Origin of the sequence: Nonomuraea dietziae, from assembly GCF_014195505.1 — a bacterium.
GTDB lineage: Bacteria > Actinomycetota > Actinomycetes > Streptosporangiales > Streptosporangiaceae > Nonomuraea > Nonomuraea roseola.
This window is the reverse complement of the sequence record NZ_JACIBV010000001.1, coordinates 2,080,526-2,100,690: the sequence shown is the minus strand read 5'-3', so window position 1 is coordinate 2,100,690 and position 20,165 is coordinate 2,080,526. Positions and strand designations below refer to the sequence as shown.

The window sequence follows — 20,165 nt, the reverse complement described above, 5'->3', positions numbered from 1 at the left end:
ATGTAGTGTAGGTCCTATGGCTGATTTCCCGCATGACCTGTGGTTCGGCGCGTTCCTGACGCCCGAGGCGAAGGACGCGCACCCGCTCGTGCGCCAGGCCGTGCTCGCGGAGGATCTCGGCCTGGACATCATCGGGGTGCAGGACCATCCCTACCAGCCCTCCTTCCTCGACACCTGGACGCTGCTGTCGGTCCTCGCGGCCAGAACCCAGCACATCAGATTCTTCCCCGACGTGGCCAGTGTGCCCCTCCGTCCGCCCGCCGTGCTGGCCAGGGCCGCCGCCAGCCTCGACATCCTCAGCGGCGGCAGGCTGGAGCTGGGTGTCGGCTCCGGCGCCTTCTGGGACGGCATCGCCGCGATGGGCGGCGAGCGCCGTACGCCGGGGCAGGCGGTGGCCGCGCTCGAGGAGAGCATCGAGGTGCTGCGGGCGCTGTGGACGCCCGGAGAGCCTGTCTCCTTCGACGGCGAGCACCACCGCCTGCGGGGCGCGCTTCCCGGCCCCTTCCCCCCGCACCCGATCGGCGTGTGGATCGGCGCGTACAAGCGGCGCATGCTGGAGCTGACCGGGCGCGTGGGCGACGGCTGGGTGCCCTCCTCCGCCTACGCCGCGCCGTCCGAGCTGGCCGCGATGAGCGCCGTCGTCGACCGCGCCGCCGAGGAGGCCGGGCGCGACCCCGGGCTGATCCGCCGCGTCTACAACGTCAGCGGCCGCTTCTCGGCGCTCGCGGGCAAGGGTTTCCTCCAGGGGCCGCCCTCCCTGTGGGCCGAGCAGCTCACCGAACTGGCCCACGCGTACGGCATGAGCGTCTTCGTCATGGCGCCGGGCGACGAGCGCGACCTCAAGATCTTCGCCGAGGAGGTCGCGCCCGCCGTCAGGCAGGCGGTGGGCCGTGAGCGTCCGCCGGCCGTCCAGCCGGCGGCGCGGGGGCCGCTGGAGGAGTCGACCAGGCCCAGGCTGCCCAAGCGCGACCTTGCCGCGTTGCCCGCCGCGCAGCAGGAGCGCGGCCTGCGCCTGGTGATGATCCACGACCAGCTGCGCCAGGAGCTGACGCAGATCCGCGACGCCGTCGAGCAGGTCGCCGCGGGCCGCGGCGAGGTGGCGGCGCTCCGCTCGATGATCAGCCGGCTCACCATGCGGCAGAACTACTGGACCCTCGGCAGCTTCTGCGCCTCCTACTGCAGGATCCTGACCGTCCACCACACGATCGAGGACGAGCGGATGTTCCCCGCGCTCAGCAGCGCGCAGGCGTCGCTCGCGCCGGTCGTCGACCGGCTCCAGGAGGAGCACGAGGTCATCGCGGAGCTGCTGACCGACCTCGACGCGGCGCTCGTGGCCATGGTCGAGGACGCCGACGCCATCGACGGCGTGCGCGAGCGCCTCGAGGTGCTGTCGGAGGCCCTGCTGTCCCACCTCGCCTACGAGGAGGAGGAGCTGGTCGAGCCGATCGCCAGGCTCGACCTCGACATCTGACCCCCGGCACGGAGCCGCCCCGACAGGCCGGGCACGATGAGCGGATGACCTACACCTGTGCCGTCGCGACCCCTCACGCCCTGGCCACGGCCGCCGCCGAGGAGGCGGTCGCGAACGGCGGCAACGCGCTCGACGCCGCGCTGGCGGCGGCCACCACGCTGAGCGTCGTCTACCCGCACAACACCTCCGTCGGCGGCGACCTGATCGCCCTCGTGCGCGACCCAGAGGGCCGCATCACCTGCGTCAACGCCAGCGGCCCTGCCCCGGCCACGGCCGACCGCGCCGCGCTCGCGGCCAGGCACGGCGCCCTGATGCCCGTCACGGGGCCCGACACGATCACGGTGCCGGGCGCCGTCGCGGGATGGGCCGCGCTGCACGAGGCGGGCGCGGCGCTGAAGTGGAGCGCCTGCTTCGAGGCCGCCGTACGGCACGCCGACGACACCCCGGTCGTCCCCGGACTGGCCGAGGCGATCGCGGAGGCGGCCGAGCTGATCGCCGCAGACCCCGGCATGCGTGAGGTCTTCAGCCTCGGCGGCAGGCCGCTGACCGAGAACGACACCCTGCGCCAGCCCGCGCTGGCCGCCACGCTGGCCGACCTGGCCGCCCACGGCCCCTCCACCCTGTACGGCGGGCCGCTCGGCCGCCGCCTCTGCCTCTCCGGCGTGCTCGACCTGGCCGACCTCGCCGCCTTCGAGGTGGAGCGCACCGCGCCGCTGAGCCGTCCCCTGCGCGGCCACGACGTGCACACCAGCCCGCCCAACACCCACGGCTTCCTGCTCCTGCAGGCCCTCGCGGCCACCGAGCCGCTCCCTCTGGCCTTCCACCGCGGCATCGCCGACAGGAACGCGCACCTGGCCGACCCCCGCTTCGTGCCGGTGGACGTCGACGCCCTCCTCGACCCCGCCCGAGCGCTCACCCCCTCGCCCCCACCGGCCGTCACCGGCAGGGCCACGGGCGACACCGTCGCCGTCGTCGCCGCCGACAGCGAAGGGTGGGCGGTCTCGCTCATCCAGAGCCTGTTCCACAGCTTCGGCTCGGGCGTGCTCGACCCCTCCACCGGCGTCCTGCTGCACAACAGGGGCTCGTTCTTCTCCCTCGACCCCGCCTCGCCCAACGTCATCGCCCCCGGCAAGAGGCCGGCTCACACCCTCATGCCCGTCATGGTCACCAGGCACGGACGGCTGGTCTGGGTCGCGGGCACGATGGGCGGCAAGGCCCAGCCGCAGATCCTCACCCAGGTGCTGCTGCGCCTGCTCGAAGGGGCCGACCCCGCCGCCGCGGTGGCCGCTGCGCGCTTCGTGGTCGGCGGTCTCGAGGCCGGGCAGCGGGAGGACACCGTCAGCGTCGAGGCCGACCACGAGGAGCTGGCCGCGCTGACCGCCTCAGGGGCGCCGGCGGTGACCCTTCCGCCTCGCTCGGAGTGGGTGGGACACGCTCAGGTGGTCGCGGCCGGCCCCTTCGCCGCGGGCAGCGACCCGCGCAGCGACGGAAGGGCGGCCGTGGTCCACCGGTGACGCACGAGGGCCGGTGGGGTCACGAGCGCGACAGCCGGTCCGCCGCTCTGATCGGCTCGGGCAGCCTGAAGTCCGGCGACAGTCGCAGCACGTGCGAGCAGGCGTTGTCGAGGCTGACGCGGTGGCCCTGCGAGACGAAGACGGGTTTCACCCCTTCGCGGGTGCGCAGCGCGCGGCCGACCACCTCGCCGTCGAGCAGGATCGGGCTCCACGACCCGCGTGCGGCGGGCGGATCGTCGTGCCGTCCGACGAAGGCGGTCTTCGCGACGCCGATCGTCGGCAGCCCCGTCAGCACCCCGAGGTGGCAGGCCAGGCCGAAGCGGCGGGGGTGGGCCAGGCCGTAGCCGTCGCAGACCAGCAGGTCAGGCGGCACGCGCAGCCTGTCCATGGCGGCCAGCAGCGGCGGCAGCTCCCTGAAGGCGAACAGGCCGGGCACGTAGGGGAAGCCGGCGCGCTGACGGACGGCCACCTGGTCGACGACCTCCAGCGTGCCGGACCTCAGCACGACCACGGCCCCCGTCACCTCGTCGTCGCCGCCGTAGCCGACGTCGAGCCCGGCCACGAACTCCACCCGCTCGGGCCCCGGATCGTCCAGGTCGACCAGCGGGCGCAGCCGCTCCTGCTCGGCCTCTGCCTCCTCGATGGACATCACACCCCTATCCAACAGGACGGGCCGCGCTCAGGTGACCGGCACGATCCGCGCCTCCACCAGCGCGCCCCGCTCGATGGTGAGCAGCCCCACCGTCCCGTGCGGCTGGCGGCGGCGGTCGGTGGGCGAGCCGGGGTTGAACAGCCGCACGCCCTCGGCCTGCTCGTCCATCGGGATGTGAGAGTGCCCGAAGACCACCAGCTCGGCCCAGGGGAAGCGGTGGCGCATCCTGACGCCCCTGCCCGCCAGGGGTCCGCTGTCGTGGATCATCGCCACGCGCAGCCCGTCCAGCTCCAGCTGGAGGGTCTCCGGCGCCACCACGTCGGGCCCGTCGTTGTTGCCCTTGACGACGTGGACGGGCGCGAAGGCCGCCAGCTCGTCCAGGACGGAGGGCACGCACACGTCCCCCGCGTGCAGGATCAGGTCGGCCCCGCGCAGGTGCGCCGCCACCCTCGGCGGGCACGACCGCCACCGGCGCGGCGCGTGCGTGTCGGACAGGACGGTGACGCGCATCGAAGCCCTCAGGGCGTCGGGGAGGGGCTCGCCGGCGGAGCGACGCTGGAGAACTGTCCCACCCGCTCCTTCACCGGGACCTGCACCCGCACGTCACCCGCTCCACTGAAGGTGAACGTCATCGGGACCGAGCTCTGCGTCCTCAGCCCCGAGACGGTGGCGATCGGCTTGTCCACGCCGACGGGCTGGTTCGGCGGCAGCTCGACGGGGGCCGTCAGCTGTACGGAGCCGCCCTGGACGGTGATCCGCTCGAGCCTGTCGGCCGCGGCGCGGTTGCTGATCAGCACCGCGTACAGGGGCAGCTCGGCGGGGGCCTGCTGGCCAGGCGCGCCGCCGACCAGGTAGGCGTTGCGCAGGTGCAGGCCGTGCACGCTGGCGTTGGCCCCCTCGTTCTGCGGGTGATGGAACCTGGTCACGTCGTCGTAGTCGTTGCTCACCCCCGTACACGCGCCGGTGGCGAGGGCGAGGCACAGCACGGTGGTCGTGATGGCGCGCAGCGTCCGCACGGCAGACCTCCATTCACGCGGGGCCGGACCACCCGCGCTACCCGGGCACGGCCACATGTAACCAGCGTTTCACCAGGTCGGGGCCGTGTTGGCCGGGATCGACGAGCCTGAAGGGGACACCCGCCTATCCGGACGGCCACATCATCTGCAAAGGTAGGACATCGACAGACAGACCATCAGGGGTGAGAGAGATGACGGTTGGCTCCCGGCACCAGCGTGCCGCGGATGTACCTCCCCCTTGGCCCGGTGATCGCTACGAGGTGCTGTGTCAGCGCCTGGCGCCGTTCAGCGGCACCAGGGACCAGTACCACTTCGCGCAGTACGCGATGGAATCGGCGAGGGCGCTGGAGAACGCGGGGCTCGCGACGCGGGTCGCGGTCGTCAGACTGGCCGACGACACCGTCATCTACGACCCTGTCGGGGGAGTGGAGCTACCGCAGGACCAGTGGTGAGCGCCCGCGCCGTCGCCAGGGGAGCCTGACGCCACTGACGGCGAACCCGCCGTACGGCGGCTTCCTCTTCATCGGCTCGACGCCAGCCGCCCGGATCTCCTCGCAAGAACCGGGACCTTGTCGGGAAAAAGGGAAGAGGTGGGGCCATGAAGCTCCATCACCACACCGACCACGCCGAGGGCGCCGGCCCCATCCTCCGACCGAGGCTGTACGAGGTGGTGTCCGAGATCGGCTTCGCGGGACGGCGCCGCCTCGTCTCCATCCGGCTGGTCGCCCTGTCGGGAGCCCGCCGCGGCGATCACGTCCTGGACGTCGGATGCGGCACCGGCTACCTGACCAGGCTGCTGGCCAGACGAGTCGGGCCCGAGGGGCACGTGACGGGCCTCGACGTCGCCCAGCCCATGATCGAGCACGCCAGGGCCCGCGCCCCAGGCACATGCGCGTACGTGCTGGGGGAGGGGCAGGCGCTGCCGTTCCCCGACGCCCGCTTCGACGTCGTCGTCTCCTGCCTCGCCGTCCACCACCTGCCGGCCGCGGCGCGCGGCACCGCGCTGCGGGAGATGTTCAGGGTGCTGAGACCCGGGGGACGGCTGCTGATCGTCGAGTTGAGACCACCGGCCAACCGGCTCGCTGCCCGCCTCGCCGGCGTGGTGGCCGGGCACGCCCTACGGCCGAGCATGCCCGACCTGCTCGCCGAACTCGTCCCCGCGGCGGGCTTCCGCGTCGAGGGGACGGGAGAACTACGCCCCCTGCTCCACTACATCCTGGCGGTCCGCTGAGGGCGGAATTCGCCCTCCCGCTCGCGGCGAACCCGCTGCGCCCTGACCTCGGGTGTCGGCGCTCTGGTGGAGGATGGCTCCATGACACTGTGGCTGCGCCCCGTGATGGAGGTCGACAGGTTCAGGCGCTCACTCGAAATCTCGGGTGCACTCAGCGCCGCCGATCTCGAGGCGGCGCTGTCCGTCCTGGCCGACGAGGCTCAGGACGTCGTCGGTGAACTGCGCGACGGAACGTGACTCCACCGGCCACCTCGACCTCACCGCCGTGCAGGAGGGGACGGCTTTCCAGTGGATGCCGTCCCCTCCGGTCGGGTCAGCGTGCTCGCGTGTAGCGGATGCGTGGCGCCGCGGGCGTGGTCATGCCCGCCCCGATGAAGAAGCCGGGGTGCGGCGGCTGGTTGTAGCCGATGTTCTGCCAGGCCACCCCGAGCCGGTAGACCGGGTCGTGCATCAGCGTGCGCAGCCGCACGTCGGTCAGGTCGACCGTGGTGTGGATGCGCAGCGCGGAGCTGTCCTCGGTGCGCCAGACGATCTCCTCCCGCCAGTCTCCGTACAGGTCGGCCTGGAGGGCGGGGGTGCCCTTGGTGGAGTTGTTCGAGGCGGTGCCCTCCGCCTTGAGCAGCGGTTTCGGCGTGCCGCTCGTCCAGTCCCACTTGCTGATCGTGCCGACGCCCACGCCCCTGGCCGGGTCGTAGTCGTGGTCGACGATCTCGCGCAGCGGGTCGCCGTCCCACCAGGCGAGGAAGTTCGCCGGCGGGATGGCCTGCCCGATCAGCTCACCGGCCGAGGAGCGCAGCTCGCCCTCACGGGCGTTCCACTCGCCCGTCGTGGTGACCGCCCAGCCCTCCGCGCCCGGATGGCGCGGGTCGATGTCGCCCGCGGCGGCGCGCCCGGTGTCCCTCGTGGCGGGCATCCCCCACAGCACCTGACCCGTGGCCGCGTCCCTGAAGGTCGCGCCGCGACCGCCGCTGCTGCCCATGTCCTCGTGCGCGGCGAACGCCTCGAGTCCCGGCCTGCCCGGATCGAGGTCGCTGACGTGGAGGGCGTCGCCGTGGCCGAGGCGGGTGCTGTAGAGGCCCTCGCCGTCGTCGTCGACCGTCATGGAGCCGAAGACGATCTCGTCCTTCTGGTCGCCGTCCACGTCGGCCACGGACAGGTTGTGGTTGCCCTGGCCCGCCCACTGCGGACCCGCCGAGGCCGAGTCGAACACCCAGCGCCGCTTCAGCTTCTCGCCGTCGAAGTCGAAGGCGGCCAGGACGCTCCTGGTGTAGTAGCCGCGGGTGAAGACGGCGGAGGGGCGCTCGCCGTCCAGGTAGGCGACGGCGGCGAGGAAGCGGTCGACCCTGTTGCCGTAGCCGTCGCCCCATGAGGCCACGTCACCGCGGGCGGGGACGTAGTCGATCGTGTCGACGGCCCTGCCCGTCGCGCCCTCGAAGGCCGTGAGGTACTCGGGGCCCGACAGCACGTAGCCGCTGGAGTTGCGGTGGTCCTTGCTGGGGCTGCCGACGGCCTTGCCCGAGGCGTCGACCGTGCCGTCGGCGGTCTTCATGAGCACCTCGGCCCTGCCGTCGCCGTCCAGGTCGTAGACCACGAGCTGGGTGTAGTGGGCGCCCGCGCGGATGTTCCTGCCGAGCGAGACGCGCCAGAGCCTCCTGCCTTCGAGGGTGTAGGCGTCGACGTACACCAGGCCCGTGTAGCCGGACTGCGAGTTGTCCTTGGCGTTGGTCGGGTTCCAGACCAGGACCACCTCGTGGCGGCCGTCCCCGTCGAGGTCGCCGACGGAGGCGTCGCCCGCGGTGTAGGAGTGGGGCTGGCCGTCCTTGGTGTAGTCGTCGGCGGGCCTGTCCAGCGGGAGGTCCCTGTACTGCGCGCTCCACACGCCGAACTCGGCGGTGGACTCGCCGTCGCCTGCCGTCACCCGGTAGCGCGAGCGCGCACTGCCCTGCGGGTCGAGGACGTTGGTGGCGCCCCTGACGCTGCTGATCTTCCTGCCGTCGCGCCAGACGTCGAAGACCTGGTCGTCCTCGTCCAGCCCGAGCAGCCGCCAGCCGACGTAGACGCCGGCTCCGGTGGCCACGGCGACCGGAGCCCGGTCCAGGCGCTCCATCTGCCGCTTCAGCCTGGTGACCGCCCGCGAGGCGACGACCGCCGACCGCTCGGACACGCCGCCCCTGTTCACCGCCGCGACCCGGTAGTGGAAGGGGATCGTCGTCAGCACGCCGTCGTCGTCGAAGGAGGCCCGCTCGGTCGTCCCGATCCCGGTGTAGGGGCCCGCCTCCTTCTCCGCCCGGTAGACCCGGTACAGCAGCGCGTCAGGCACCGCTCGCCAGCGCAGCGCCACGCTGTTCTTGGCGACCCTGCCCGTCCGCAGGTCCTGCGGCGTGCCGGGCGGCGGCGTCGTGCCGTCCACGGTCGCGACGCTCGCGGTCGCGGAGGGCACGGACTCCTCGCCCGTCGGGTCGAGCGCGGTCACCGTGTAGGTGTAGACGCCGCCGATCCGCGCGGTGGCGTCGGTGTGGGAGGGGTCCCGCACCTTCTTCAGCAGGGTGGGGGCGGTGTCGCCCTCCTCGGCCCTGTACACGTTGTAGGCGGCCGCGCCGTCGACCTCCTGCCAGGTCAGCGGGACGCTGGCGGAGGTCGCCTCGAAGGTGACGGCTCCGGCCGTCAACCCGGTAGGCGCGGTGAGGACCGGCGTGATCTCCAGGCCGTTGAGATGGCCCGTCGCGCCGGTGATCACCACGTTCAGCTGGCCGTCGGTGACCTTCACGCCGGTGACGGCCCTGGTCGTGACGTTCCTGTTGGCAGAGAGCGCGATGGGTGTGCCTCCTTCGGCCGAGACGTTGGTGCGCGCCGAGCCCAGCAGGTCGCCGACGTGCACGTTCAGCCCGTACAGCCCGTTGGGCAGGTCCACCTTGAACTCGTAGCGGCCGTTGAAGTAGGCGAGGAAGTCCCTGCCCACGTCGTCCAGGCCCGCGCCCCTGTCCCTGTCGATCATTCCGGTGGCGTCGGTGAGACCGTGGCCGAGCTCGGCCGTGTAGAGGGTGGCGCGGGTGACCTGCGTGTACCCGGCCGCGACCGGCGAGGTGGCAGGGCCGAAGTCGTAGCGGTACTTGGCCTGACGCGTGGTGACCGTCACGGGGTCGGACGGCTCGGAGTCGCCGCGTCCGTTCACCGCCACCACGCGGAAGTCGTAGGAACGGCCCTCGGCCAGGCCCGAGAGCGCGGCCTGGGGGATCGTCGCCGTCGTGGCGAGCGTCCAGGCGCCGTCGCTCCCCTTGCGGAAGACCTGGTAGACGTCGGCGGTCACCGCGGCGTCCCACTTCAGCACGGCGCCGGAGTTGGAGATGCCGCCGGCGACCAGGCCGGTCGGCTTGGCGGGTACGGCGGCGGGCGGCTCGACCTCCTTCACCAGGGCGGACAGCGGCAGCCCGAGGCCCTTGACCGCGCCCGCGACCAGGCGCGCCATCTGGATGGCGCCGTACTCCTGGAAGTGCGTGTTGTCGGCCGAGCCGTTCGGCCACGCGGTGTACACGCCCGCGGGGGTGTGCAGGAACACCGACCTGGCCGCCTCAGGCCCGATGGAGTCGAGGTAGGCGCGGCTGAGCGCCGACAGGTCGACCAGGGCGACGTCCTCCTCGGTGGCGAGCTCCTTCATCTTCGCCACGTACTCGGGGAAGGAGACGTTGAACGCGCCGGTGGCCGGGTTGTGGTCCAGCCGGGAGACGGGCGTCACCAGGATCGGCGTCGCGCCGCGCTGTCGCGCGCCGTTGACGTAGACCCGCAGGTACTCCTTGTAGTCGGCGGGGGAGGCGTACCGGTCGGGGACGCTGACGGTCGCGTCGTTGTGGCCGAACTGCACCAGGAAGTAGTCGCCAGGCCTGATCTGGCGCAGGATCGTGTCCAGCCTGCCCTGGGTGATGAAGTTCTTGGAGCTCCGGCCGCCGATGGCGTGGTTGTCGAATCCGACGCCGGTGCCGAAGAAGCGCTCGACCATCTGGCCCCAGCCCGCCTCGGGCGCCCAGTAGGGGTCGTAGGTCTGGACGGTGGAGTCTCCGGCGAGGTAGGCGGTCGGGATGGTGCCAGGGCCGCGTTCGGCCTGGCGGGTCACGACCAGTGCGTTGATCTTCGGCGCGGCGCCGGAGAAGACCAGGTCGAGCCTGCCGTCCACCAGGGCGATGCCGAACGACATCTCCAGGTACTCGCCCGCCGCCTTGGTCGTCGCCTGGACCTTCTCCATGGACTCGGCGGAGATCGCGATGGTGGTCGCCTCGGTCGCGTCGCCCGCGACGAGCGAGACCGTGTAGTCGCCGTCGGACAGGTCCACGCTGAAGGTGGCGCCGGTGGCGGTCACGAAGTCGGAGCGCAGCGCGTCGCCGGTGCCCCGGTCGGTGGAGGACAGCCCCGTGGGGTCGGCGAAGCCGTAGCCCTGCGCGCTGCTGTAGGAGGTCGTGTCGGTGACGCGCGTGTAACCGGCCTGTACGGCGCTGCCCGCGGTGCCGAAGTCGAAGGAGTAGGCGGACGGCGCGGCGGCGGCCCGCAGCGGTGTTAGCGTTAACAAAAGCAGAGTGAGCGTGGTGGTCACTGCCCGGATTCGGCGCATGGGGGGTTCCATTCTTAAAACGATTTAGCAGATCCTCTGGCTTGATCACAACCCTGTCAAGAGGTGGTGAGGCGCCCGTCGCGCAGGTCCAGCTCCGCGACCCCCACCGCGCTGGTCCGCTCGCCCGTCGGGGTGAAGTAGTAGAGGAGGGCGCGCCCGTCGCGGACGAGCACGTCGGCGTGGTGAGCGCGCGGATCGTCGCGCAGGATCGTCCCCGGTTGCCTGGCCCAGGTCAGCGCGTCGTCCGAGCGGTAGACGGCCAGGCCGTCCCAGACGTCGACGACCATCCAGTAGCTGCCGCGCCACCTGAAGACGTTGGGGCCCTCGCCCGGCTGCTCGCCGACGGCCTGGCCTCGGTCGGTCCACGAGCGCAGATCGGGGCTGTCGGCGAAGAAGGTCCGCTTGCCCGAGGGCTCGTCGTTGTACCAGAGCCGCCACGTGCCGTCCTCCAGCTGGTGGACGCAGGCGTCGATCACCCTGGAGCTGGACAGCTCCAGCCTCCGGGGCTCGCGCCAATGGCGCAGGTCGTCGCTGACCAGGTGGACGATCGAGCGGTCCGCCTCCCAGTCGGTGAAGACGCCGGGCACCACGGTCAGGAACATGTGGCCCAGCCCTTCATGCACGACCACCTCCGGCGCCCAGAGCGTCGGCTCCGGCACGTCGATCACCGCGTGGCCGAGGTGATCCCAGGCGAACCCGTCGGCGGAGGTGGCGATGCCGACGGGGGTGCCGTGCACCCATGACACCCCTGGCAGGCCGAGGACGTTGGCCCGGCGGCTGGTGTAGAACATCCACCACGCCCGGGCCCACGGGTTCCATACGACGGTGGGATCGGCGGGGCCCTCGTGGACCGGATCGACATATCTCATGCCGATGATTAAAACGTGAAAACGCCGGAAGGTTTACGATCAGCCCATGAACGTCGTCCTCGCAGGGGCACATGGGTTCGGCCGCTGGCACCTGCGGAACATCCGCCGTCTCGGCCTGCGGCTGGCGGGCGTGTGCGACCTGGTCCCTCTCGAGGACGCCGACGGCGATCTCGACGGCGTGCCGCAGTCGAGCGACCTCGACTGGTTGCTGCGCCGTACCGGAGCTGAGGTCACGATCATCGCCACCCCGATCCACACCCACGCGGACCTCGCCCGCACCGCTCTGGCGCGTGGCTCCCACGTCCTGCTGGAGAAGCCGCCGGTGCGCACGGTCGAGGAGTTCGAAAGCCTCTCCGACGCGGTCGCCGAGAGTGGCCTGACCTGCCAGGTCGCCTTCCAGAGCCTCGGCTCGCACGCGTTGGGCGCCGTCGCCCGCCTCGTCGCCGACGGCGCCGTCGGCCAGGTCAGGGGCATCAGCGTGACGGGGACCTGGTCGCGCGAGCCCGGCTACTACGAGCGGGCCCGCGTGGGCGGGGCGGCGTGAGGCGGGCGACGGAGCGCTCACGAACCCGTTCGCGCACGGCATCGCGACCGCGCTGTGCCTGGCGGGCTCCGAGCGGCTGGGCGAGGTGGCCGAGGTCGAGGCCGAGCTGTTCCGCGCCCACCCCATCGACGCCGACGACACCTCCAGCCTGCGGGTCCGCACCACGGGTGGCACGGTCATCGCGGTCGCGGTGACGCTCTGCGCCGAGCGTGAGGCTGACCCGTACGTCACGGTCCACGGCGACGGGGGCCGGATCAGGCTGTGGTACACCCGCGACGAGGTGCGCGTGGGCGAGGACCCTGTCGTCTCCTACGGTCGCGACGACCTGCTGGAGAACCTCGTCTCGGGCGGGGAGCCGCTCGTGCCGCTCGCCCGCACCGGCGCCTTCACCCAGGTGATGGCCGCGATCCTGACCGCTCGCGACCCGCTGCCCATCCCCTCCGTGCTGGTCGGAGAGCGTCGCGTCGTTCAGGGGGTCGACGAGCTGGTGACCTCGAGCGCCGAGGGGCTGGCCCTGTTCTCGGAGATCGGCCCGCCATGGGAGGCCAGGTAGCCCGCACGGTCAGCCGTGCTCGGCGAGGGCGGCGTCGATCATGGCGCGGATCCGCTCACGCCCCTCGCCGCCGAGCGCCCCGCCCAGCGCCTGGGCCAGCCTGTCGAAGGGGTCGTCGTACGGCAGGCGCTCCAACTCCGCGGCGAGCTCCCCGACCGTCCACAGCCCCTCCTTGGCCACGCGCGGGCCCGGCGACCAGCCCTTGTTGACCATGACGTCGCCGCCTCTGACGGTCAGCACCTGCCCGGTGAGCGGGCAGCCCGCCGCGGCGAGATAGGCGGCCACCGGGGCGCTGGCGGCGGGGTGGAACGGGTCGAACGCGCCTGGCGCCGGCCTCTCGCTCATGCCGGGGACCTCCATGGTCAGCCGGGTGCGCGCCATGGAGGGGGACAGGCAGTTGACCCGGACGCCGTAGCCGCCCAGTTCGAGCGCGTGGACGGTGGTCATGGCCGCGATGCCCGCCTTGGCGGCGGCGTAGGAGGTGTGCAGCGGCAACGGGTTGAGCAGGCCCGAGCCCGAGGCGGTGTTGACGAGGGAGCGGTCGACGCGGGCGCCGAGGTCGTACTGCTCCCGCCAGTGGCGGGCGGCGAACCTGCTGACGGCGAAGCTGCCCTTCAGGTGCACCGCGATGACCGCGTCGAACTCCTCCTCCGAGGTGGCGACCAGGCTGCGCACCCGTTCGATGCCCGCGTTGTTGACCACCACGTGCAGGTCGCCGAAGGTCTCCACCGCCGTGGCGACCATGCGCTCCGCGCCGTGCCAGTCGGTGACGTCGTCGAGGTTGGCGACGGCCTGCCCGCCCGCGGCGACGATCTCCTCGACCACGGAGTGAGCGACCGCGCCGTCTCCGCCCGTCCCGTCGATCTCCACCCCCGGGTCGTTGACCACGACTTTCGCGCCCTCCTTCGCGAAGAACAGCGCTTCTTCTCTGCCGATCCCACGCCCGGCTCCGGTGATGAGGGCGACACGCCCTTCGAGAGTTCCCATGCCTCTATGACTACACTCAATGTATTAATGCAGTCAATGTAGTGATTCAGGCGATGCAGTAATCTGCTCCTCGTGAGTCAGGACATGGGGTTGCGCGAACGCAAGAAGCGGCGCACGCGCGAGGCGTTGATCACGGCGGCCATGGGGCTGTTCAGGAGCCAGGGCTACGAGCAGACCACCGTCGCGCAGATCGCCGCCGCGGCCGAGGTGTCGGTCAGGACCTTCTTCCTCCACTTTCCCGCGAAGGAGGACCTGGTCATGGCCGAGGTCTCCGAGCGGGTGGCGCTCGGCGTGCGCGTCTTCGAGCAGCCGCTGCCCGGCGAACACCTCACGGACCTGCTGCTGCGCGCGGTCAACCAGATGATCACCCACACGGGGGACACCGACCTGGTCAGCGGAGTCGCCTACAGCCGCGTCCAGCTCATCGTGTCGGTGCCGGACCTTCAGGCGCGGATGCTGCGACGTCTCGCGGAGGCGCAGGCGCTGATCGCCGACGCCCTGCGCAGGGCCTATCCCGAGGCGCTCGACCCCATCGCGGCCGCGGCGGTGGTCGGCTCCGTCGTGGGCGCCGTGACCGCGGCCGCGGCGGTGAGCGTGAGCCGGGAGGATCCGCCCGAACGCGTGGTGGCCGCCATGCGGCGCGCCGCCGGCCTGGCCGTCGGCGACTTCCGCGCCTTGATCGGTCAGTAGGCGACGGTGACCGTCTGCCGCACCGCCTCCGGCCGGCCGACCAGCGCGAGCATGAGGTGCGCGGCGTCGGCGCGGGAGATGCGCAAGGCGCCCCTGAGGTTGCGACCGTACGCGGTCCTGTAGCGGCCCGTCAGCGGCCTGTCGACCACGTACGGGATGCGCATCAGCGTCCAGTCGAGGTCGCTGCCGCGCAGGAACTCCTCCATCAGCGCGACGTCGGCCATGTGGGTCGCCCCGAAGATCGTGAGCTTCGATTCTCGCGGGGTGTGAACTGTCATGTGGTCTCGCCCTCCTGATCGTTTGCACCCTGAGAGCGACACCGGACCCGAAGTGTGACATCCCCTCCCCGGTGCGGACGGGCTCCTCAGTGCCGCAGCTCCAGCGGGACCTCCCCCCGCAGCCAGCCCGCGAGCTGGTCGCGTTCGACGAGGATCAGCTTCGCCGCGCTCGCCTCGGCCATGGCGTGCCGGGTCAGGCGGCCCGAGGTGACCAGGACGCCGGTGTGCCCCGCGAAGGTGTGGGCGAGCGCGCCGAGGAAGTTGCGCACCTCGGGGGAGCCCACCGTCCTCGCGTAGCGCTTGCACTGGAAGGCGAACCGGCGTCCGTCGGGGCCGACGGCCGTGATGTCCACCCCCATGTCGCCGGCCCTGCCCAGCTCCCTGACGTGGCGGAATCCGTCCCTGCGCAGCAGTTCGGCGGTCAGCGTCTCGAAGTCGGACCCCGACAACTCGTCGACGCGGGCCAGCTCCAGATGGTCGGCGAACCACTGCCGCTGCCGCTGGGCGACCCTGCGGGCACGGATCAGGGGGAAGGCGACGGCGGCGACCGCCGCCACGAGCCCGGCCGCCGCGAACAGCGGCCAGTGCTCGCCGACGAAGCCGAACAGCGCTCTGGCCACCGCCACGGCGACGACCGCTCCGCCGCCCCACAGGACCAGATCGATCTCCCGCCCCTTCCGCTGACGCCTCCTGCCCTTCCGGCGTGCCATCGCGTCCGGCTCCCCTCTCCCAAGGCTGTTGATGGGAGTGTGAGCCAGAGGTCCGACAAAATCGGGCGGAGAGGCTACGAGGGGCGGTCGCGGACGTAGTAGTGGCCGAGGGTGTCGTCGTAGCGGCCGGTGGCCCGGCAGCAACGGCGGAAAGCGCCGCCCCGAGCCGCACGGGCACGGGTCGCCGCCGCCGAGCTTCTCGACCAGCTCGGTGTCGAGGCCGACGCGGCGGTCGCCGCGCTTGACGTGGGTCTCGCTAGAGGGAACCCCCTGCGGCGCTTGCTGATGGGCTCAAAAGGACATCTCGTCGCGGTCCATGGCGGGCTCCTCGATTCGGGAACGAACGCGTCCGACGATAGATCGCTCGGCCGGTGGGGGCGATCGGTTTTCTCGCCGAAAGACGAAACGCGGGTCAGAGCGTGTCTGACCCGCGTTCGCGGATGGTGGACGATACTGGGATTGAACCAGTGACCTCTTCCGTGTCAGGGAAGCGCTCTCCCGCTGAGCTAATCGTCCGTATTGAGTTGGTGAAACTCAGAGCGGAAGACGGGATTCGAACCCGCGACCCTCACCTTGGCAAGGTGATGCTCTACCACTGAGCCACTTCCGCATGGCGCTCGCACTACTTTAGCGGATCCTGAAGGTTCCGCGTCACGCACCGAGGTGGAGACGGGATTTGAACCCGTGTAGACGGCTTTGCAGGCCGCTGCCTCGCCTCTCGGCCACTCCACCAGGAGATCGTCTCCGAGCGGAAGACGGGATTCGAACCCGCGACCCTCACCTTGGCAAGGTGATGCTCTACCACTGAGCCACTTCCGCGTGCGTTCCGGCGAGGTGCTCACCGGCCACGGGAAAACAATATCGCCTCTCGGGAGTGCGTGTGCGCATGGAAGGCGCGATTCTCAGGAGATCACCCGGACGTCGTCGGCCCTGACGAACATGACCCTGTGCCCCAGCTGGATCTGGTGGTAGCGCAGCTTCCCCCGCACCGTGACGTGCTTGGCGGGGTTGTAGGAGCCCGCCGCCAGATAGGAGCCCTTCAGCGTCTGGGCGAGGGAGTAGTACTGGCCCTTGCGCAGGGTGTAGGGCAGCGGCGCGTGCTCCTGGTAGCGCACGCCCGAGGGGTAGGCCGACCTCTCGGGGTAGGCCCTGCCGTACACCTTGACCTTGTCGGTGATGGGCGTGACCAGCGGGCCGTTCGCGCGGACCGCGGTGGGGCTGGAGGGCGGGTTCTGGAACCACGCCTTCTGGCCGAGGTACCAGATGGCCGTCCACTCGCCGCTGGTGCCCGCGAGGGCGTAGCGCTGTCCGGCGGTGGCGCGGGCGCTGTGGTCGTAGACGCTGAAGGTGGAGCCGGCGCCGGGGCGCTTGCCCGCGTCGTCGACCAGGGCCGCGTCGGAGCGGGGCTCGGTGTGCAGCCAGACGCTGGCGGCCCCTTGCGGCTTGCAGAGCTTGGCGGAGGTCTTGCTCACGCAACCGGTGAAGGTGGGCTGGTGGGTCGCGTAGTCGGGATTGATGATCACCGACGTGCCCTCGCCCTCGCCCTCGCTCCCGCTCTCGCCGTCGCCCTGGATGGGGGCGCCCATGAGGGCGAAGAAGCGCGCCCAGTCCCAGTAGGGCCCAGGGTCCTCGTGCATGCCGGGCACGGTCTTGGCGGTGGTGCCCGGCACGTTGTCGTGGCCGATGATGTGCGCCCTGTCCAGCGGCACGCCGTACTTGTCCGCCAGGTGGCGCACCAGGTCGGCCGAGGAGCGGTACATCGCCTCGGTGTACCAGGTGCCGCCCTTGGCCAGGTAGCCCTCGTGCTCGATGCCGATCGAGCGGGAGTTGACGTCCCAGTTGCCGGCGTGCCAGGCCACGTCGTTGGTGCGGACGTGCTGGGCGACGTGGCCGTCGCGTGAGCGGATCGTGTAGTGCCAGCTCACGTACCTGGGGTTCTTGACCAGCGTGGGGATGCCGCGGAAGGTGCCCTCGGTGTCGTGGATGACGATGTAGTCGACGCGCCGCTTGGACCCGAGCCTGTCGTGGTTGCCGTAGTCGCCCTTGCCGAGACGTTCGTAGGCGGCGGGCATCCACTCGCAGGCCAGCTCGGAGGGGCACTCGGCCGCCGTGGCCCCGCCCGTCCTGAAAGCGGGCACCGGGGTGGCGGGCAGGCGCACGAGCGAGCCGTCGTCGGTCCTGCGTCCCGCGCCCTCGCGCAGCACCTCGAACACCTCGTTGGCGAAGCCGGCGTTGGCGTAGCGGGTGAGGGCGCCGTGCCAGGCGACGGGGTCGGAGCTGAGCGGGGCGCCGAGCCTGCGCTGCTCGTCGGCCAGGAGCGCGGCGCCGCCCCTGAGGTTGGCGGCCCTGTCGCGCCGCAGCACGTCGGGCGGCAGCCCGGTCAGGCGCGCCGCCCGCTGCAGCGTCTGCTCGGCGGGCCGTGCGGGCGGCAGGGGAGCGGCCATGCGCATCGGCCGCGCGCCGTCTCCCCGCGGGTCGCCGACATGGTGGTGACCGCCTTTCGGCACGGCGGCCGCGTCCACCAGGTGCATCGGGCCGTAACCGCCCGACACGCTCGGCCGGCCGCCGTGGGAGTCCCATCGCGACTCCAGGTAGGAGACGCCCAGAAGCACGCTCTCAGGAACGCCGTACTCGGCGGCCGCGGCACGGGCGTCGTCCTGAAGACCTCCCGCGGCACTGGCGGCGAGAACCGCGGCGGCCCAGAGCAGCATGACATCCCCCTACGTAGCGATATCAGTTAGCTACGTAGAGTAGTGCCGTGCTGCTCCGATCCTCCCGATTGGAGCTGCGTTTTCGGCCGGAATCGACGGCCTCTCCGGCGGATCCGGCGGGATCGCCTGCGGCGTGTCGCGGCGAGGACGACTAATCCTGCCCGATTTCGGGCAGGATGTTGGCGTGACTGATGATCCCTGCGTAGTGTCCTGCTCTGTGTCCACGGCCCGGCCTCAACACGAGGACCTCATCGCGCACCTGACCAGGACGAGTCCGCTCGGCCCTGGAGAGGCCGCGCGCGTGGTGGCGGAGGTGCTGTCGTACTACTCCGAGACCGTCGAGGAGTTCGTACGGCGGCGCCACGGGGAGCTGAAGTCCCGTGGCCTCACCAACGACGAGATCTTCCCGAGGATCGCGGCCGAACTTCCGGCGCGCCGCATGGCGCCCCCGGAGTTGTCCCTGCGGCAACTTCGCCGGATCGTCTACGGATGACAATCAGAGGAGACTTGCATGTGCGGAATCGTCGCCTATGTCGGCCCCAAGGACGCGGCCCCGATCCTGCTGGAGGGACTCCAGCGTCTGGAGTACCGAGGCTACGACTCGGCTGGGGTGGTGGTGTCCAACAGAGGCCTCAAGCTGCGCAAGGTCAAAGGCCGCGTGGCTGACCTGGCCAAGGCCGTACCCGCCAAGTTCAAGGGGACGCTCGGCATCGGGCACACCCGCTGGGCCACCCACGGCGTGCCGAGCGACGAGAACGCCCACCCGCACCTGTCGACCGACGAGCGCATCGCCGTCGTGCACAACGGCATCATCGAGAACGCCGACGAGCTGCGCGCCAAGCTCGTCGCCGAGGGCGTGGAGTTCGTCTCCGAGACCGACACCGAGGTGCTCGCGCACCTGATCGCCCGTACGGTCGCCGAGACCGAGACCCTCGAGGAGGCGGTCAGGAAGGCGCTCAAGAGCATCGTCGGCACCTACGGCATCGCGGTCGTCGACTCCGAGCGGCCCAAGGAGATCGTCGTCGCCCGCAACGGCAGCCCGATCGTGCTGGGCCTGGGCGAGAAGGAGATGTTCGCCGCCTCCGACGTCTCCGCGCTGGTCCGCTACACCCGCCAGGTCGTCCACCTGGAGGACGGCGAGCTGGCGGTCCTGACCGCCGACGGCTTCCACACCTTCGCCAGCGGCGGCCGCGAGACCGCCAAGGAGCCGCTGACCGTCGACTGGGACGCCGGCCACTACGACACCGGCGGCTATGAGCACTACCTGCTCAAGGAGATCTCCGAGCAGCCCGAGTCGATCGCCCGCACGCTGCGCGGCCGGCTCGACGAGCGCTTTCACATCGCCCACCTGGGCGGCCTCAACATGGACGCCCGCGAGACCCGCTCCTTCCGCCGGGTGAAGATCATCGGCTGCGGCAGCGCCTACTACTCGGGACAGATCGGCGCCCAGCTCATCGAGGAGCTGGCCCGCATCCCCGCCGACGCCGAGCCCGCCAGCGAGTACCGCTACCGCAACCCCGTCATCGACCCCGACACCCTGTACGTCGCGATCAGCCAGTCGGGCGAGACCTACGACACGCTCGCGGCCGTGCAGGAGATCAAGCGCAAGGGCGGCAGGGTCATCGGCATCGTCAACGCCGTGGGCAGCGCCATCGCCCGCGAGGTCGACGGCGGCATCTACCTGCACGCGGGGCCCGAGGTCTCGGTGGCCTCGACCAAGGCGTTCACCTCGACCGCGATCGCCTTCGCGCTGCTGGCCCTGCACTTCGGCCGCGTGCACGACCTGTCGCCCTCCGACGGCAGGCGCATCGTCGAGGGCCTGCGCAAGCTGCCCGACCAGATCGAGCAGATCCTCAAGCAGGGCGAGCGCATCGCCGAGCTGGCCAAGAAGTACGCCGACCACCCGAGCATGATGTTCGTCGGCAGGGTGCGCGGCTACCCGGTGGCGCGAGAGGGGGCGCAGAAGCTCAAGGAGATCTCCTACGTCCACGCCGAGGCCTACCCCGCCAGCGAGCTCAAGCACGGACCGCTCGCGCTCATCGGCCCCGACATGCCGACCGTCGCGATCGTGCCCGACGACGAACTGCTGGACAAGAACCTCACGACGCTCGGCGAGATCAGGGCGCGCGGCGGGCGGGTGCTGATGGTGGGGCACAGGCAGCCCGACGCCAAGCTGGCCGACGACGTGATCGTGATCCCGAAGAACGAGATCGAGCTCGACCCGATCCTGCTCACGATCCCGTTGCAGCTGCTGGCCTACCACGCCGCCGTCGCGCTGGAGCGCGACGTCGACAAGCCCAGGAACCTCGCCAAGAGCGTCACCGTCGAGTAGGACCCCG

The 20,165-nt window shown here is 71.3% G+C and carries 18 protein-coding genes, 4 tRNA genes and 1 pseudogene; 10 read left to right on the top strand and 13 right to left on the bottom strand.

Features of this window, described 5'->3' with window-relative positions:
* The first annotated feature begins 16 nt into the window (after window positions 1-16).
* Together FHR33_RS10185 and FHR33_RS10180 are read left to right on the top strand one after the other, a co-directional pair.
* Complete coding sequence (locus FHR33_RS10185; protein ID WP_183645708.1) at window positions 17-1,471, top strand: LLM class flavin-dependent oxidoreductase; 1,455 nt, start codon at window positions 17-19, stop codon at window positions 1,469-1,471.
* 44 nt (window positions 1,472-1,515) lie between these two features.
* Window positions 1,516-2,985: a gamma-glutamyltransferase gene (locus FHR33_RS10180; protein WP_183645707.1), complete on the top strand. Its 1,470-nt coding sequence runs from the start codon at window positions 1,516-1,518 to the stop codon at window positions 2,983-2,985.
* 19 nt (window positions 2,986-3,004) lie between these two features.
* Here FHR33_RS10180 and nfi read toward each other — a convergent pair whose 3' ends face one another.
* The 3 genes from nfi to FHR33_RS10165 are packed head-to-tail and all read right to left on the bottom strand — an operon-like array spanning window position 3,005 to window position 4,653.
* The gene (gene nfi, locus FHR33_RS10175) at window positions 3,005-3,634 is read right to left on the bottom strand and encodes a deoxyribonuclease V (RefSeq protein WP_183645706.1); all 630 of its coding nucleotides are present in this window, start codon (window positions 3,632-3,634) and stop codon (window positions 3,005-3,007) included.
* Window positions 3,635-3,664: 30 nt separating this feature from the next.
* A complete protein-coding gene (locus tag FHR33_RS10170; RefSeq protein ID WP_183645705.1) occupies window positions 3,665-4,147 on the bottom strand; it encodes a metallophosphoesterase family protein in 483 nt (160 codons plus the stop codon).
* A gap of 8 nt (window positions 4,148-4,155) precedes the next feature.
* Window positions 4,156-4,653 (bottom strand): copper chaperone PCu(A)C, encoded by a 498-nt coding sequence (locus FHR33_RS10165; RefSeq protein ID WP_183645704.1) that lies wholly within the window; start codon window positions 4,651-4,653, stop codon window positions 4,156-4,158.
* A gap of 191 nt (window positions 4,654-4,844) precedes the next feature.
* Between FHR33_RS10165 and FHR33_RS10160 the strand changes: the two genes are divergently transcribed.
* The 3 genes from FHR33_RS10160 (at window position 4,845) to FHR33_RS10150 (ending at window position 6,121) form a co-directional block, all read left to right on the top strand.
* Window positions 4,845-5,105 carry a hypothetical protein gene (locus FHR33_RS10160; protein WP_183645703.1) on the top strand — a complete coding sequence of 87 codons (261 nt, stop codon included), beginning with the start codon at window positions 4,845-4,847 and terminating at the stop codon, window positions 5,103-5,105.
* A gap of 146 nt (window positions 5,106-5,251) precedes the next feature.
* A complete protein-coding gene (locus tag FHR33_RS10155; RefSeq protein WP_183645702.1) occupies window positions 5,252-5,884 on the top strand; it encodes a class I SAM-dependent methyltransferase in 633 nt (210 codons plus the stop codon).
* Between the two features lie 81 nt (window positions 5,885-5,965).
* The gene (locus tag FHR33_RS10150; protein ID WP_183645701.1) at window positions 5,966-6,121 is read left to right on the top strand and encodes a hypothetical protein; all 156 of its coding nucleotides are present in this window, start codon (window positions 5,966-5,968) and stop codon (window positions 6,119-6,121) included.
* Between the two features lie 76 nt (window positions 6,122-6,197).
* Here the strand turns inward: FHR33_RS10150 and FHR33_RS10145 are convergent, their stop codons facing one another.
* Window positions 6,198-10,484 carry a rhamnogalacturonan lyase family protein gene (locus tag FHR33_RS10145; protein ID WP_221241040.1) on the bottom strand — a complete coding sequence of 1,429 codons (4,287 nt, stop codon included), beginning with the start codon at window positions 10,482-10,484 and terminating at the stop codon, window positions 6,198-6,200.
* Window positions 10,485-10,540: 56 nt separating this feature from the next.
* Entirely contained in the window at window positions 10,541-11,353 is an 813-nt protein-coding gene (locus FHR33_RS10140; protein WP_183645699.1) for a glycoside hydrolase family protein, read from the bottom strand.
* Between the two features lie 46 nt (window positions 11,354-11,399).
* On the opposite strand from FHR33_RS10140, the gene FHR33_RS52525 reads away from it, so the two are divergent.
* Together FHR33_RS52525 and FHR33_RS52520 are read left to right on the top strand one after the other, a co-directional pair.
* Entirely contained in the window at window positions 11,400-11,897 is a 498-nt protein-coding gene (locus tag FHR33_RS52525; RefSeq protein ID WP_312895453.1) for a Gfo/Idh/MocA family protein, read from the top strand.
* 31 nt (window positions 11,898-11,928) lie between these two features.
* A pseudogene (locus FHR33_RS52520) lies at window positions 11,929-12,450 on the top strand (gfo/Idh/MocA family oxidoreductase); the annotation flags it as partial.
* A 9-nt stretch (window positions 12,451-12,459) separates the two neighbouring features.
* On the opposite strand, the gene FHR33_RS10130 reads toward FHR33_RS52520, so the two are convergent.
* Complete coding sequence (locus FHR33_RS10130) at window positions 12,460-13,437, bottom strand: SDR family NAD(P)-dependent oxidoreductase (RefSeq protein ID WP_183645698.1); 978 nt, start codon at window positions 13,435-13,437, stop codon at window positions 12,460-12,462.
* A gap of 72 nt (window positions 13,438-13,509) precedes the next feature.
* On the opposite strand from FHR33_RS10130, the gene FHR33_RS10125 reads away from it, so the two are divergent.
* Window positions 13,510-14,127: a TetR/AcrR family transcriptional regulator gene (locus FHR33_RS10125; protein ID WP_183645697.1), complete on the top strand. Its 618-nt coding sequence runs from the start codon at window positions 13,510-13,512 to the stop codon at window positions 14,125-14,127.
* On the opposite strand, the gene FHR33_RS10120 is transcribed toward FHR33_RS10125, so the two are convergent.
* From FHR33_RS10120 to FHR33_RS10090, 7 genes are all read right to left on the bottom strand, one after another.
* Window positions 14,121-14,405: an NAD(P)H-binding protein gene (locus FHR33_RS10120; protein ID WP_183645696.1), complete on the bottom strand. Its 285-nt coding sequence runs from the start codon at window positions 14,403-14,405 to the stop codon at window positions 14,121-14,123. The genes FHR33_RS10125 and FHR33_RS10120 overlap by 7 nt on opposite strands.
* Window positions 14,406-14,491: 86 nt before the next feature.
* Complete coding sequence (locus FHR33_RS10115) at window positions 14,492-15,115, bottom strand: restriction endonuclease (protein ID WP_183645695.1); 624 nt, start codon at window positions 15,113-15,115, stop codon at window positions 14,492-14,494.
* Between the two features lie 441 nt (window positions 15,116-15,556).
* A tRNA-Val gene (locus tag FHR33_RS10110) sits at window positions 15,557-15,631 on the bottom strand.
* 22 nt (window positions 15,632-15,653) lie between these two features.
* A tRNA-Gly gene (locus tag FHR33_RS10105) sits at window positions 15,654-15,725 on the bottom strand.
* A gap of 51 nt (window positions 15,726-15,776) precedes the next feature.
* A tRNA-Cys gene (locus tag FHR33_RS10100) sits at window positions 15,777-15,847 on the bottom strand.
* 15 nt (window positions 15,848-15,862) lie between these two features.
* Window positions 15,863-15,934 (bottom strand) — tRNA-Gly (locus FHR33_RS10095).
* Between the two features lie 83 nt (window positions 15,935-16,017).
* Window positions 16,018-17,826, bottom strand: a complete 1,809-nt coding sequence (locus FHR33_RS10090; RefSeq protein WP_183645694.1) for an N-acetylmuramoyl-L-alanine amidase — start codon at window positions 17,824-17,826, stop codon at window positions 16,018-16,020.
* A gap of 217 nt (window positions 17,827-18,043) precedes the next feature.
* Here FHR33_RS10090 and FHR33_RS10085 point away from each other — a divergent pair, with 217 nt between their 5' ends.
* The gene (locus FHR33_RS10085) at window positions 18,044-18,319 is read left to right on the top strand and encodes a hypothetical protein (protein ID WP_183645693.1); all 276 of its coding nucleotides are present in this window, start codon (window positions 18,044-18,046) and stop codon (window positions 18,317-18,319) included.
* A gap of 18 nt (window positions 18,320-18,337) precedes the next feature.
* Window positions 18,338-20,158, top strand: a complete 1,821-nt coding sequence (gene glmS, locus FHR33_RS10080) for a glutamine--fructose-6-phosphate transaminase (isomerizing) (RefSeq protein ID WP_183645692.1) — start codon at window positions 18,338-18,340, stop codon at window positions 20,156-20,158.
* Window positions 20,159-20,165 lie beyond the last annotated feature (7 nt).